The organism is Paraburkholderia sp. USG1 (assembly GCF_031570135.1).
GTDB lineage: Bacteria > Pseudomonadota > Gammaproteobacteria > Burkholderiales > Burkholderiaceae > Paraburkholderia > Paraburkholderia dioscoreae.
Genome location: NZ_JAMWXW010000028.1, coordinates 64063 through 76853, shown reverse-complemented (window position 1 = coordinate 76853; position 12791 = coordinate 64063). Strand labels below are relative to the sequence as shown.

The 12791-nt window shown below is 62.2% G+C and carries 12 protein-coding genes; 5 read left to right on the top strand and 7 right to left on the bottom strand.

What is annotated here, in order from left to right; genetic code table 11:
* Window positions 1–25 precede the first annotated feature (25 nt).
* Complete coding sequence (locus NE850_RS29815) at window positions 26–229, bottom strand: cold-shock protein (protein ID WP_007178877.1); 204 nt, start codon at window positions 227–229, stop codon at window positions 26–28.
* 293 nt (window positions 230–522) lie between these two features.
* Window positions 523–1158: a LysE family transporter gene (locus NE850_RS29810; protein ID WP_310699775.1), complete on the bottom strand. Its 636-nt coding sequence runs from the start codon at window positions 1156–1158 to the stop codon at window positions 523–525.
* A 481-nt stretch (window positions 1159–1639) separates the two neighbouring features.
* Here NE850_RS29810 and NE850_RS29805 point away from each other — a divergent pair, with 481 nt between their 5' ends.
* Window positions 1640–1903, top strand: coding sequence for an H-NS family nucleoid-associated regulatory protein (locus NE850_RS29805; protein WP_007178879.1), 264 nt, complete (start codon window positions 1640–1642; stop codon window positions 1901–1903).
* A 179-nt stretch (window positions 1904–2082) separates the two neighbouring features.
* On the opposite strand, the gene pcaG is transcribed toward NE850_RS29805, so the two are convergent.
* Both pcaG and pcaH read right to left on the bottom strand, forming a co-directional pair.
* Window positions 2083–2670, bottom strand: a complete 588-nt coding sequence (gene pcaG, locus NE850_RS29800) for a protocatechuate 3,4-dioxygenase subunit alpha (protein WP_007178880.1) — start codon at window positions 2668–2670, stop codon at window positions 2083–2085.
* Between the two features lie 3 nt (window positions 2671–2673).
* Entirely contained in the window at window positions 2674–3378 is a 705-nt protein-coding gene (gene pcaH / locus NE850_RS29795; protein ID WP_007178881.1) for a protocatechuate 3,4-dioxygenase subunit beta, read from the bottom strand.
* Between the two features lie 108 nt (window positions 3379–3486).
* Here pcaH and pcaQ point away from each other — a divergent pair, with 108 nt between their 5' ends.
* Window positions 3487–4491 carry a pca operon transcription factor PcaQ gene (pcaQ, locus tag NE850_RS29790; RefSeq protein WP_007178882.1) on the top strand — a complete coding sequence of 335 codons (1005 nt, stop codon included), beginning with the start codon at window positions 3487–3489 and terminating at the stop codon, window positions 4489–4491.
* A gap of 283 nt (window positions 4492–4774) precedes the next feature.
* Entirely contained in the window at window positions 4775–5908 is a 1134-nt protein-coding gene (locus NE850_RS29785) for a 4-hydroxyphenylpyruvate dioxygenase family protein (RefSeq protein WP_165187633.1), read from the top strand.
* A 54-nt stretch (window positions 5909–5962) separates the two neighbouring features.
* On the opposite strand, the gene NE850_RS29780 is transcribed toward NE850_RS29785, so the two are convergent.
* Entirely contained in the window at window positions 5963–6895 is a 933-nt protein-coding gene (locus tag NE850_RS29780; RefSeq protein ID WP_007178884.1) for a LysR substrate-binding domain-containing protein, read from the bottom strand.
* Between the two features lie 166 nt (window positions 6896–7061).
* Here NE850_RS29780 and NE850_RS29775 point away from each other — a divergent pair, with 166 nt between their 5' ends.
* A complete protein-coding gene (locus tag NE850_RS29775; RefSeq protein WP_007178885.1) occupies window positions 7062–8099 on the top strand; it encodes a DUF1338 domain-containing protein in 1038 nt (345 codons plus the stop codon).
* 40 nt (window positions 8100–8139) lie between these two features.
* A complete protein-coding gene (locus NE850_RS29770; protein WP_310699774.1) occupies window positions 8140–11139 on the top strand; it encodes an FAD-binding and (Fe-S)-binding domain-containing protein in 3000 nt (999 codons plus the stop codon).
* Between the two features lie 31 nt (window positions 11140–11170).
* Here NE850_RS29770 and NE850_RS29765 read toward each other — a convergent pair whose 3' ends face one another.
* Window positions 11171–11809 carry a helix-turn-helix domain-containing protein gene (locus NE850_RS29765; RefSeq protein ID WP_007178887.1) on the bottom strand — a complete coding sequence of 213 codons (639 nt, stop codon included), beginning with the start codon at window positions 11807–11809 and terminating at the stop codon, window positions 11171–11173.
* A 199-nt stretch (window positions 11810–12008) separates the two neighbouring features.
* Window positions 12009–12659: an arylsulfatase gene (locus tag NE850_RS29760; RefSeq protein ID WP_310699773.1), complete on the bottom strand. Its 651-nt coding sequence runs from the start codon at window positions 12657–12659 to the stop codon at window positions 12009–12011.
* Window positions 12660–12791: the final 132 nt, after the last annotated feature.

Sequence of the window (12791 nt, the reverse complement as noted above, 5' to 3'; positions counted from 1 at the left end):
TTGCCGGACACCGAGCCCTTCAAACTTACATCGGCTTGATGTTAGCCGCTTGCAGACCCTTCGGGCCTTGCTTCGTTTCGAAGCTCACTTTCTGATTCTCAGCCAGCGTCTTGAAGCCGTCGCCACTGATTTCGGAGAAGTGCGCGAACAGGTCGTCGCCGCCCTTGTCCGGGGTGATGAAGCCAAAGCCTTTGCTGTCGTTGAACCACTTAACGGTACCGGTATCCATAAAGAATCCTTGAAGTAAAAATAGAAGAATTTGCTCTGTGAAAGAGCGCGTGAAGCGTCAAGGAGGGAGAGGACAACGAATACCGCTGAGGAGCGAGACATTGATGAACAGCAATCGAACTTCTTGAACTTCGGACGCAACAGTAACCGCCGGGGGCGGCGGCGTCAACACTTAACTTGTAACTGTTTTGGTGGGCGCTGAGAATCGCTTGCGCCGCGCGCCTGTCGAAGAGACACCCGTTCCCGGCTGGCCGTGTCGCGCGACACGGCCAGCCGTTCGAGCGGTAGCGTGTGTCAGATGCCCACTTTGTGTGCCGTCAGGATCAGGCGTAATCCCAGCGCGGCGACAGCGCTCGCAGCGATGCGATCGACCCAGGCTTTCCATTGCAGATAGATTTCGCGCGGCCGCTTGCTCGAAAAGCACAACGCGACGATGGTGTACCAGCCGGCTTCGATGGCGAAGATCGCGGGCGGCAATGCAAAGTAGCACCACAGCGGCGGATGTTGCGGCAGCAGGGCCGCGAAGATACTGCCGTAATAGACGGCAGTCTTCGGATTGCTCAGTTGTGTGCTCAAGCCGATCCAGAACGATTTGCGGGCATTGGCCGGCACGGCTTGCGTCGTATCGAAGGCGAGCGGTTTGACGGCGCCGCGCCAGATTTTCGAGGCGAGATAAATCAGATAAAGACCGCCGGCCACTTTCAGGCCGACATAGAGCCATTCGACACTGGCCAGCAAAGTATAGAGGCCGAGCAGTGCGATGCCGCTGAAAAAGACGCCGCCGACGCCCATGCCGATCGCGGTGGCGAGACCGTCGCCGCGTGACAACCCTATCGCATTGCGGGCGACGATTACGAAGCTCGGTCCAGGACTCATCGCGCCTAGCAGGAGCGCGGCGAGAATGGTGATGATGGCGGTTGAAGCGGACATGGTCGAGTGTCTCCTATGCGCAGGCGTGTTAATCAGTGGAACATAGCATGAGAGAGGGGCGTGTTGTTTTTCACGATTGCCGCCGACTCCAACTCATTTCGGGTCAGTGAGTATCAGTGAGTATTACCGCTTGTCCCGTAGCGTCGATAAAACCAGCCGGAATTGAAAAGCAACGCATCGCCGGGTCTCCAGTTCGTTGCTCGGGCCAAAGAAATTGGATGCTAGAATGACTTTCCATACGCTGAAGCAGCCTCGAACCACGAGGCGAGACAAGAGCGCAATTCGATCCGGTTGCCGACGAATTCCCCTAATGCAGGATTTATCGGGCATGATTTTCAGGTGCGGGTTTTAATGCACCGGAACAGGCATCGCGAGTTCGATTCGCACTCGATCCATTTGAATCACGCATAGGCTTCGCGTTGTTTAGCGAAGCCTTTGTTTTTTCTAACGCGAGCATTATTAGCCGCGCCACCGGTACGTTATGAAAGAGCGAGAAGAACAACGGCTGTTCGACCTCGACGGGAATGCGCGTGAGCGCCTGATCGTGTGGATCCGCCGACGCATGGACGAATACGGCATTACGATGGAAGCGCTCGCCGAGGCGATCGAAGCGGATGCGTCCGCAACGCGGGCCGTCATGTATCGCGACGCCTACGGCAATACCTGGGACGGTCACGGCGATAAGCCGGATTGGCTCGCACGCGCGATTTACGCCGGACAGAGCATGGATCATTTCCGTTGCTAATGGCAGTGCACGGAGTTCGCATGCCGGCTGACCGGGTCGTGCCAACGGCTTCAGTATCCAGAAATCAAAAAAAAGCCCGCGCAAGGCGGGCTCAACTACTCGGAGTTTCGCGATCCAGTCGCTAGAAGGATCATGCTCAGTGTATGTGAAAGCAATATGAAAGTGTAGGGAAAACCGCGTTACAGGTCGAAAAAGACGGTTTCCTTATCGCCCTGCATGTGAATATCAAAGCGGTAAACGTTCGCCACATTCGGCTCGCGGCGCGCAATCAGTGTGTCGCGGCGATCCGCGGGAACCGCGGCCAGCACTGGGTCTTTTTCATTCGCCGCGGTTTCGTCCTCGAAATAGACGCGCGTGAAGGTATGCAGCAGCATGCCGCGCATGGTCACGACCACATTCAGATGCGGCGCTGCATCCGGACCGACGCGGCCGGGTTTCACCGTTTCCACCACAAAGCGCTTGTGCGGATCGGTACCGGTGCCCACGCGCGCGAAGCCGCGAAAGCCCGTCTTCAGGATTTCTTCACGCGACTCCGGGAAGCGCCCGCTCGCGTCCACTTGCGACACTTCGAGCATGGCGTCGCCGATCACCTTGCCGTCGCCGTCGAACACCTGGCCGACAATCGTGATGTGCTCGCCGGCCGCTTCGCGATCAGCCACAACGGGCGTGAACAGGCTCTTGAAGTCGAAATCGTATTGCTGCGGACACAGGCCGTACGCGAAGTAAGGCCCGACCGTTTGCGAAGGCGTTTGCTTGAGGATGGTCATGGCTTAGCGCTCCATCGGAGTTTCGTTGCGACCGCGCAGCACGATGTCGAAGTCGTAGCCGAGCGCATAGGCTTCCTGCGTGGTGTCGAGCGAAAAGTTCGCGATCAGACGGTCGCGGGCATGCTCGGGCGTGCCCTGGAAGATCGGGTCGAACGCCAGTAGCGGGTCGCCGGGAAAGTACATCTGCGTGACGAGGCGCGAGCCGAAATGGTCGCCGAACAGCGAGAAATGGATATGGTTCGGACGCCAGGCATTCGGATGGTTGCCCCACGGGTATGCGCCCGGCTTGATCGTCAGGAAACGGTAGCGGCCTTCGTTGTCCGTGATGCAGCGGCCCGCGCCGAGAAAATTCGGGTCGAGCGGCGCGTCGTGCTGATCGGCCTTGTGCACATAGCGGCCGGCGGCGTTGGCTTGCCAGATTTCGACCAGCGTATTGCGCACCGGGCGGTTGCCCTCGTCGAGCACGCGGCCCGTCACGATGATTCGCTCGCCGAGCGGCTCGCCGTTGCGCACGGCGTTGCGCGTCAGATCGTGATCGAGCGCGCCGAGGTCTTCGGTGCCGTAGACGGGCACATGCTGATCGCGCAGCTTTTCCTTCAGCGGAATCAGTGGACGCGTCGGGCCGCGTTTGACCGACGAACCGTAGCCGGGATAGATGTAAGAAGGATGCGACGTGAAATCACGCGCGGTGAGAAAGGACTCGTCCATCAGTGTCTCCTTCGAGGAATTGTGGGATACGGCGCGATGGAGGGACTTTATCCAAACTGGAAGGTTATGCAAAATGACGTTTTCACCCTTTTCGTATAACCTGCCGTTATGCAACGCAGCCTCGCGGACAGCCGCGTCAAATTCCGTCATCTTCAGTGCTTTCTGGCCGTCGCGCAGTTCGGCAGCGTCCAGCGGGCCGCCGGCAGCCTGTCGATCACCCAGCCCGCCGTTTCCAAGACGGTCGCGGAGCTCGAAGCGATTCTCGGGGTAAAGCTGTTCGAGCGCGGCCGTCACGGCGCGGTGCCGACCCGCGAGGGGCAACTCTTCATGCCGCACGCGAGCGCCTGCGTCAGCGCGCTGCGGCAGGGCGTCGATCTGCTCGCGCACGCGGAAGGCGCGGCCGCGGCCACGCTGGAAATCGGCATTCTGCCGACGGTCGCCGCGGTGTTGATACCGCCGGTGCTGAAGCGGTTCGCCGCGCTGTGGCCGCGCGTGATCGTGCGCCTCGCGACTGGCGCCAACCCGGAATTGCTCGAGCGTCTGAAAGCGGGCACGATCGAATTCGCGATCGGGCGTTTGGCCGATCCTGAGCGGATGGTCGGGCTCAGTTTCGAGCAACTGTTCAGCGAGCCGTTGATCGCGGTGGTGCGCGCCGGGCATCCGCTGGCGCTGGGAGCGGGTTTGCCGGCCACCTCGCTCGAAGATTTTCCCGTGGTGCTGCCGCCGTTCGGCACGTTGATCCGGCAATCGGCGGAAAGCCTGCTGAGTGCGTGGGGCGTGCCGCCGTTGTCCGCGTTCGTCGAAGTATTGTCGGTTTCCACGGGCCGTGCGTTGACGCTGGAGAACAGTGCGGTATGGTTCGTGCCGCTGAGCGCGGTCGAATATGAACTGGCGCACGGCATGCTGGTACGTTTGCCGTTGCCTTTTGCCGGCACCGGCGAGCCGGTCGGACTGATCCGGCGCTCGGACACGCAGCCGTCGCCGGCTGGGCGGGCGTTTATCGACGCGGTGCGCGAGGTCGCGCAGCAGCGCATGGCGGCCAGTGCGGTGAGTGCGGATAAGGCGGCGGGTGCGGCAACGGGACAAGGAGTGCGGAAACGGAGTCGCAAATAAGGCGTCCCGCGTCCGGTCATGATTTTGCGGGGCGGTGAGTGCGTCCCGAGTGTTGCGAGGCCGTCCGTCGGCCCGGTCGGACTACTACTCCACTTTGTGAACCATCTAGTACAAAATGAAGGTTGCGAATGGTTTGCCGGGCGGTGTACAAACACGGTGCAAAAAGCCGCCACGGGCCGCGTTGCCGCGGTACACCGTGGGTCGCCGGCGGCTCGCGTGAAACGTCATAATCGAACATCAGAAACGCCGGAAACGGCGTCGAAAGACTGTCAAGGAGATTGCCATGCCCAGCGACTTGCCCACTCCAGACGCCGCGCTGCGCGCCGTGTCGGCCCCTGAGCACAATCCGCTCGGCACGGCCGGCCTCGAATTCGTCGAATTCGCCGCGCGCGACCCGCGCGCGCTCGGTGAAACCTTCACCAAACTTGGCTTCAAGGCGATTGCGCGTCATATCAGCAAGGACGTCACGCTATATCGCCAGGGTGGGATGCAGTTCCTCATCAACGCCGAGCCGGATTCGTTTGCCGCGCGCTATGCCGAGGAATACGGCGCGGGCATTTGCGCGATCGGCATTCGCGTGGCCGACGCGCAACGCGCGTTCGACCGTGCGATCGAACTTGGCGCATGGGCGTTCGAAGGCGAGAAGATCGGCGCCGGCGAGCTGCTGATTCCGGCCATTCAGGGCATTGGCGACTCGCATATCTATTTCGTCGACCGTTGGCGCGGCCGCGGCGGCCAGCGTGGCGGCCTCGGCGACATCTCGATCTTCGATATCGACTTCCGGCCCATCCAGATCGACACGGCACAAGCCGACTTGAGCCACGCAGGCACCGGCCTCGTCGCGGTCGATCATCTGACGCAAACGGTCGGCGAGGGCCGGATGCAGGAATGGCTCGACTTCTATCACGACCTGCTCAATTTCCGCGAGATTCACGAGTTGCACGCCAACTGGCATGTATCGGCGGAATCGCGCGTGATGGTGTCGCCATGCGGCGCGATCCGTGTGCCCCTGTATGAGGAAGGGACGCGCCGGACCAACCTGATGCACGAGTTTCTGCCGGACCATCCGGGCGAAGGCGTGCAGCATATCGCGCTTGCAACCGACGACATTTTCACGTGCGTCGAGCTGTTGCTCGCGAACGGCGTGGAATTCGTCGAGCCCCCGGCGCGCTATTACGAGCTACTCGACGCGCGTCTGCCGGGCCACGGGCTCGACGTCGAGCGGCTCAAGCGCACGCACCTGCTGGTGGACGGCGAAATCGGCGCGGACGGGGTGCCGCTGCTTTTTTTCCAGACCTTCGTGCGCCGCCGCGCCGGCGAAATATTCTTCGAGATCGTGCAGCGCCAGGGACACCACGGTTTTGGCGAAGGCAATCTGAGCGCACTGGCGCAGGCGCGCGAACAAGCCGGCGCCTGAGGCCTGGCCGGTGCCTGGCTCAATGCCTGGTTTGACGCCTGATCCGAGGCCGGGTCAATCCGTATCGCGTGGACCGGCTAATTCGGGATTCACCGCGCTATAGGCTGCTGCTTCGTGCAACAGCCACTCGCGGAAACTCGCGAGCGGCTTGCCGTGACTCAACTCGGTCGGATAGACGAGGTAATACGCCGAGTCGGCGACTGCGGGCGCATCGAGCGGGACCACGAGCCCGAGCTGTTCGAGCTGCGCGTCGACAAAAAAACGCGGCACCAGCGCGATGCCGAGGCCGGCGGCGGCCGCGCTGATCAGCATGGTGTGGAGTTCGTAGCGCACGCCCTGCATGGTCCGGTTATCGTCGACGCCCATATTGGCGAACCAGGCTGCCCAGCCGTCCGGCCGCGTAGTGGAATGAACAAGCGGATAGTCCAGAAGATCGGCGGCGCTCTTAACGGGTCGCTTCAGCAGACTCGCCGCGCATATCGGCACGACTTCTTCGCTAAACAGAAAATCTGCCGACGTGCCCGGCCACGTGGGCTTGCCGTAATGAATCGCGGCCTCGAAATGGGTCTCGGCGAACGGGAACGTGCCGGTTCGCACGCCCATGTTCACGCGCACGTCCGGATATTGCGCATTGAATGCCGCGAGCCGCGGAATCAGCCATTGCGACGCGAAAGTCGGCAGAACCGCCAGTTCCAGATAACCGCCGCCGCTGCCATGCGCGATGATGGACAGCGTGTCGCGATCGAGCTGTTCCAGCGAGCGCCGCACCTGTGCGCTATAGACTTTGCCCGCTTTGGTCAGCATCACGCGCTGCTTGACGCGCACGAACAGCCGCACGCCAAGGTTGCTCTCCAGCGTATTGATCTGCCGCGACACCGCGCTCTCGGTCAGGAAGAGTTCGCGCGCCGCATGCGTGAAGCTTTCGTGCCGCGCGGCGGCTTCGAAAGCGAGCAGCGCGCCCATGTTGGGGATCTTGAACTTTCGCACGTTGATTCCAGAAACGCATCAAGTGGCGATTTTATCTCGCTTTACGGCGAGCCCGCCGATTTGAATAATCACGCCTTTGACCATGCCATCCTGTGCCTTGCGCGCGCACCGGCAGGTCGCTTCGAGCACATCAGCCAGCGCGCGTAGAGCCAAGTAGAGAACCGATATGCGAAACATCAAGAATGCGAATGTCGAACAACTGCTGTTGAAGTTCCTCGGCGCCGACAAAACCGCCCGGCTCTTCGCGACGCTGAATCATCCGCAGATCCTCAACGAATGGGAAGGCGGTATCGTCACGCGCGCCGAGCTCGCGCAGGCGATGAACATGGCGCTTTTCGAGGATCTGCTGGCGCGCTCGGCGAACGGCCGCCGGTACACGGAGGAGACGTTCGCGGCGGGCGGCAGCGTGTACTTCGACCACGGCGCGTTGCGCACGGTGCGCTGGCCGCACAGCGGCGCGCTGCCGACGGGCGAAGCCGCGTTTGCGCGCATTCTGCGTCCGCTCGGCTTCAGCATCAACGGCCGTTATCCGCTCGACCGCCTCGGCATGACCGGCCGCGCGTGGGCACACGACGACGCCCCGGATGAAATCGCGCAGTTTTTCGTCAGCGAATTGCATCCCGAGCGGTTCTCGGCGGAGTTTCAGCGGGCGGTGACCAATGTGATCGGCGAGTCGCGCGATCCGCTGACGCCGCGTGCCCTCGGCCAGTTGTGGGAGCTCGAGCGCGACGGTGTGTTGCCGCTCGACGCAGCGCATGAACTGCTGCCGGTCATTGTCGGCGCGTTTGCGCGCCAGCATGAGACGCCACGCGAAGCCGATTACGAAGTATTGTTGAAGGAATCGGCGGAAATGGCGTGGATCGCGACCGAAGGCAACGCGTTCAACCACGCCACCGATCGCGTCGCGGACGTCTTTCAACTGTCCGACGACGAGAAGGCCAAGGGTCGTCCGATGAAACCGGAAGTGGAGCGTTCGCGCTCAGGCCGCGTGTTCCAGACGGCGTATCGCGCCGACACCGTGCTGCGCGAGTTTCGGGCAGCCGACGCAAACATCGTGACGCGTGAAGTGCCGGGTTCGTTCTACGAGTTCATCACGCGTAAGCGGACTTTCGATCAGGACGCGCGTCGTTGGGAAACGGACCTGCGTTTCGACGCGGGCAACGCACAGGGCATCTTCAAGATGACCGCGAACCAGGCTGCGTGAGCGCAAGGCGGCAGCCCAGGCACGGGAGACGGGGAGCGCAGTGGGAACGTCATTTGATGAAGAACAGGGCGCGGGCCTCCATGAATTGGACGATGCCGGCCGTCGCGCGCTGAAAGATACGCCGCGCGTTGCCACGCCTTATGCGGGCAGCGCCGCTGTAATGCAGGCGCTCGAAGCCGATTTGCGCAGCCACGTGCGTGGCGAAGTGCGCTTCGATCAGGGCTCGAAAGCGTTGTATGCGGCGGATGCGTCGAACTATCGGCAAGTGCCGCTCGCTATTGTCGTGCCCGCGGATATCGACGATCTGGTGGCCGCGCTCGCCGCCTGTCGTCGCAACGACGTGCCGTTTCTCGCGCGCGGCGGCGGCACGTCGCAGAACGGTCAATGTGTCAACGTGGCGGTAGTGGCTGACGCGAGCAAGTACGTGAACCGTGTCGTGTCGATCGATCCGGCCGCGCGCGTCGCGATCGTCGAGCCGGGCGTGGTCTGCGACACCTTGCGCGATGCCGCCGAACAGCACGGCCTCACCTTCGCGCCCGATCCGGCTACGCACAGCCGCTGCACGCTCGGCGGCATGATCGGCAACAACTCGTGCGGTGCGCATTCGGTGATGGCCGGCAAGACGGTCGAAAACGTCGAGGCGCTGGAAATCGCGACCTTCGACGGCGCGCGCTTCTGGGTCGGCCCGACATCGGAACATGAACTCGAACGCATCATCGCGGCAGGTGGCCGCCAGAGTGAAATCTACGCCGCACTGAAGCGGCTGCGCGACACCTACGCCGAACAGATTCGCGCGAAATTCCCGCAGATCAAGCGCCGCGTGTCGGGCTTCAATCTCGATCAACTGCTGCCGGAGAACGGTTTCAACGTGGCACGCGCGTTGGTCGGCACCGAGGGCACGTGCGCGGTGACATTGCAGGCGAAAGTGCGCCTCGTGAAGAGTCCTGCGAAACGCGTGATCGTGGTGGTCGGCTTCACGGATATCTATACGGCAGCGGATGCCGTGCCGCATTTCATGCGCTGCGATCCGATCGCTATCGAAGGACTCGACCGCGCGATCATTCGCGGCTTGCAGGTGCGTGGTTTGAAGAAGGACGAGATCGCGTTGCTGCCCGAAGGCGACGCGTGGGTCGTGCTCGAATTCGGCGCGGACACGCAGGAGGCGGTGATGCTGCAGGCGCAAGCCGCCGCCGCTTACTTCCGCGCGGGCGAAGCAGGGCCGAATGTCTCCGCGATGCTCGTCGAAGATCGCGCGTTACAGGCGAAGGTGTGGTCGATCCGCGAGACGGGCGCCTCGGCGGTGGCGTTGTCGGTCGATTCCGGCATGCCGGACCCGGTGGTCGGCTGGGAAGATGCGGCGGTCGATCCGCTGCGCCTCGGCGATTATTTGCGTGCGTTCCAGGCGCTGGTGGATCGCTACGGCTACGAGACGAGTCTCTACGGTCATTTCGGCGATGGCTGCGTGCACGCGCGCATTACTTTCGATCTGCGCAGCGCGGAAGGTGTCTCGACATGGCGCAAGTTTCTGCGCGAGGCGGCCGAACTCGTGGTCGAATTCGGCGGCTCGCTCTCGGGCGAACACGGCGACGGCCAGGCCAAGGCCGAATTTCTGCCGATCATGTACGGCCCTGAACTGATGCAGGCAATGGAGCAGTTCAAGGCGATCTGGGATCCGGCCAATCGCCTGAATCCGGGCAAGGTCGTGCATGCGTATCGCGCCGACGAAAACCTGCGCATGGGGCCCGCCTACAAGCCGGTCACGCTGCAAACGAAGCTCACGTTTGCCAGCCAGGAAGGCAACGGTTTTCAGCGCGAGATCGAGCGATGCATCGGCATGGGCAAATGCCGTTCGCTCGAAGGCGGCACCATGTGCCCGAGTTATCGCGCGACGCGTGAGGAGAAATATTCGACCCGTGGCCGCGCGCATCTGTTCTGGGAAATGCTGCAAGGCGGCGTGATCGACAATGGCTGGCAAAGCCGCGAAGTGAAAGAAGCGCTCGACACGTGCCTTGCCTGCAAGGGCTGTAAATCCGATTGCCCCACACATACGGACATGGCTTCATACAAGGCGGAGTTTCTTTCGCATTACTACGAGACGAAGCGCCGGCCGCGCCAGGCGCTGTTCATGGGACGTATCGGCGAATGGGCGCCCTGGGCGGCGCGCTTTCCGCGTCTGACGAACTTCATGACGTCGGCGCCGGGTTTGGCCTCGTTCGGCAAATGGGTGGCGGGCGTGGCGCAAGCGCGCGAACTGCCGCGGTTCGCTCACGCCACCTACCGGCAGATCGCACGGCGTTCGCCGCAAACGGCGTCAGACGCTCGCGGTGAGGTGAAGAAAGTCATTCTATGGGTCGATACGTTCAACGACCACTTCACGCCCGAGATAGCTCAGGCCGCGGCCGATGTTTTAAAGCAGCTAGGCTGGCACGTCGTGTTGCCGAAGAACCGGTTGTGCTGCGGGCGTCCGCTGTATGACTTCGGTCTGCTCGAACGCGCGCGCGAACTGCTCACGCATATTCTCGATGATCTCGCGGACGATATCGCCGCCGGCGTGCCGCTGGTCGGTCTCGAGCCAGGCTGTTTGTCGGTGTTCAAGGACGAACTGCTGAAGCAACTGCCCGGTCATGCACTAGCGAAGAAACTGTCGGCGCAGACTTTCCTGTTTTCCGATTTCGTCGCGCGTCAGCCGTTCGATTGGCCGACGCTTCCCGCCGACGTGATCGTGCACGGGCATTGCCATCAAAAGGCGCTGTTCGGCATGCAAGGCGACACCGCGCTGCTAAACAGGCTCGGCGTGAAATGGAAACTGCTCGACACGGGATGCTGCGGCATGGCGGGATCGTTCGGCTTTAACGCGGAGCACCACGGGCTTTCCGAAAAGATCGGCGAGGACAAGCTATTTCCCGCAGTGCGTGAGGCGCCCGCCGAAACGATCGTGCTGACCAATGGCTTCAGTTGCCGTGAACAGATCCAGCAGGGTACGGGGCGTCATGCAATGCATATTGCGCAACTCGCGCAGCGGGCGTTGGCGGCTCGGTAAGCCGCGTTCGTGCGCGTTGTATGTGCGTGGGCTACTTCTTCGTCGATTCGGATTCGGTGGCGGCCGGCGCGTGCGGAATGTCGGCGCTGGTGGCCATCCACAGTACTTCGGCGTCTTCTTCGCTCGTGGAGACCGCCGCGTGGCCGGTGCGACTGTCGAAGTAGAGGCTGTCGCCGGCGTTCAGATGCGTCGGCGCGTACAACTCCGAATAGAGGCACACGCTGCCGCTGATCACGTACAGAAATTCTTCGCCTTCGTGGCGGCCCCAGTCGTCGAATGCGTCGAGCGTGTGCGCGGAGATGCGGATGCGAAACGGCAGCATCGCTTTATGCGCGAGGTCCGTGGCGAGCAGTTCCATCTGATAGCCGCGATAGGCGTGGCGCTGGCCTTCGTTTTTGCGGGTGAGCGCGCGACGGCCGCTGGCGCTGACTTTCGGCGTGGAGCCGAACAGTTCGCCGATTTCGATCTTCAGTCCGAGGACGATTTTCTGCAGCACGTCGAAAGTGGGGGACATCAGGCCGTTTTCGACCTTGGAGAGCGTCGAGCGGGAAACGCCGCAGAGGCGGCTGGCGGTTTCCAGCGTCAGATCCTGCGCCTGGCGGGCGGCGCGGACGCGGCGGCCGAGGTCGGTGGTGGACGGGTCGGCGGGTTTGGCGAGGTGGGTGTCCATAGGGCTTGATGCTTCGAATGCACGCTTTTGGGGGACGGTGTTGTTTCCGATAATAACATTTGGCGGCGAAGCGCCAGTTTCGTGGACGGTTGAGCCTCTGCCGGCGCGTTTGCCGGCAATGCCTGGATGCCCCGCACATGGGCTCGGCGACGAAGCGGTTGGGCAAGATTGGCGCATGTGGAGCGCGCGCGCGCTTTTCTCATCGGAAACTTGCCTTCGCTGACAAGGCGGGAGATTCGCCGAACAGTTGCGCTGCAGCGCGGAGTGCCTCGCTCGGACTATCGAGCGGCCGTCTTCCCTTGCGGACGAGGTCCGCGCCGGGCGCCATCCACGGGTGAGCGAACGCGACAATGGTCGCACCCGCTTCATACGCGTCGTCCGCAGCCAACGCGATTGCAGCCAGGCACGAGTCGAGGGCACCCGCTTTGAACAATGCCCAAACCTGAGGAAGGTGAACGACCTCCACTGACGCGTTATTTCCGCTTGCATGCTCCACGAAGAGCTTCCTCGTGGATTCCACTGCGGATTCAGCGGCACACAACACCACGATTTTTCCGCCCACTTTTGCTGCCGCTGCGGCCAACGCAATGTCCGCTCTGACAATGGGCGCCGGTGAGCGCTTGAGATCCGCCACGGCCGGCCCGAGCGTCGCGCAAGTCAGAATGACAGCGTCGGAATGGGCCGCCAGCGCGAGAAGACGCTGGTTTGTCTCGGCTTTCAAATCGCTTGAAAACGTCCCCGTCTGGGTGACCGCTTCGCGCAGGTCCGCTCTCACTTCATGGTGCAGATCTTCAGCCCGCATTCCAAGCGTTTTTGCTGCCTGCTCAAAGACTTGCCGGTTTCCTTCCATCGTGTGCAGAAACGAAATACGCATTGCCGTATGCCCCAGTGAAGTTGCGTGAATCGTGTGGATGCCGGTTGGGGGTTTTCACGCCGACGGGCTGCCCAATCAGCTCGCCTGCATTGTTGCAACCTCGTTGCC

Bases quoted from the DNA above. Each gene is read 5' to 3' on its own strand.
- pcaH (WP_007178881.1), bottom strand. From the start codon at position 3,378: ATGGACGAGTCCTTTCTCACCGCGCGTGATTTCACGTCGCATCCTTCT.
- NE850_RS29785 (WP_165187633.1), top strand. From the start codon at position 4,775: ATGCCCAGCGACTTGCCCACTCCAGACGCCGCGCTGCGCGCCGTGTCG.
- pcaG (WP_007178880.1), bottom strand. From the start codon at position 2,670: ATGACCATCCTCAAGCAAACGCCTTCGCAAACGGTCGGGCCTTACTTC.
- NE850_RS29765 (WP_007178887.1), bottom strand. From the start codon at position 11,809: ATGGACACCCACCTCGCCAAACCCGCCGACCCGTCCACCACCGACCTC.
- NE850_RS29760 (WP_310699773.1), bottom strand. From the start codon at position 12,659: ATGGAAGGAAACCGGCAAGTCTTTGAGCAGGCAGCAAAAACGCTTGGA.
- NE850_RS29815 (WP_007178877.1), bottom strand. From the start codon at position 229: ATGGATACCGGTACCGTTAAGTGGTTCAACGACAGCAAAGGCTTTGGC.
- NE850_RS29810 (WP_310699775.1), bottom strand. From the start codon at position 1,158: ATGTCCGCTTCAACCGCCATCATCACCATTCTCGCCGCGCTCCTGCTA.
- pcaQ (WP_007178882.1), top strand. From the start codon at position 3,487: ATGCAACGCAGCCTCGCGGACAGCCGCGTCAAATTCCGTCATCTTCAG.
- NE850_RS29805 (WP_007178879.1), top strand. From the start codon at position 1,640: ATGAAAGAGCGAGAAGAACAACGGCTGTTCGACCTCGACGGGAATGCG.
- NE850_RS29775 (WP_007178885.1), top strand. From the start codon at position 7,062: ATGCGAAACATCAAGAATGCGAATGTCGAACAACTGCTGTTGAAGTTC.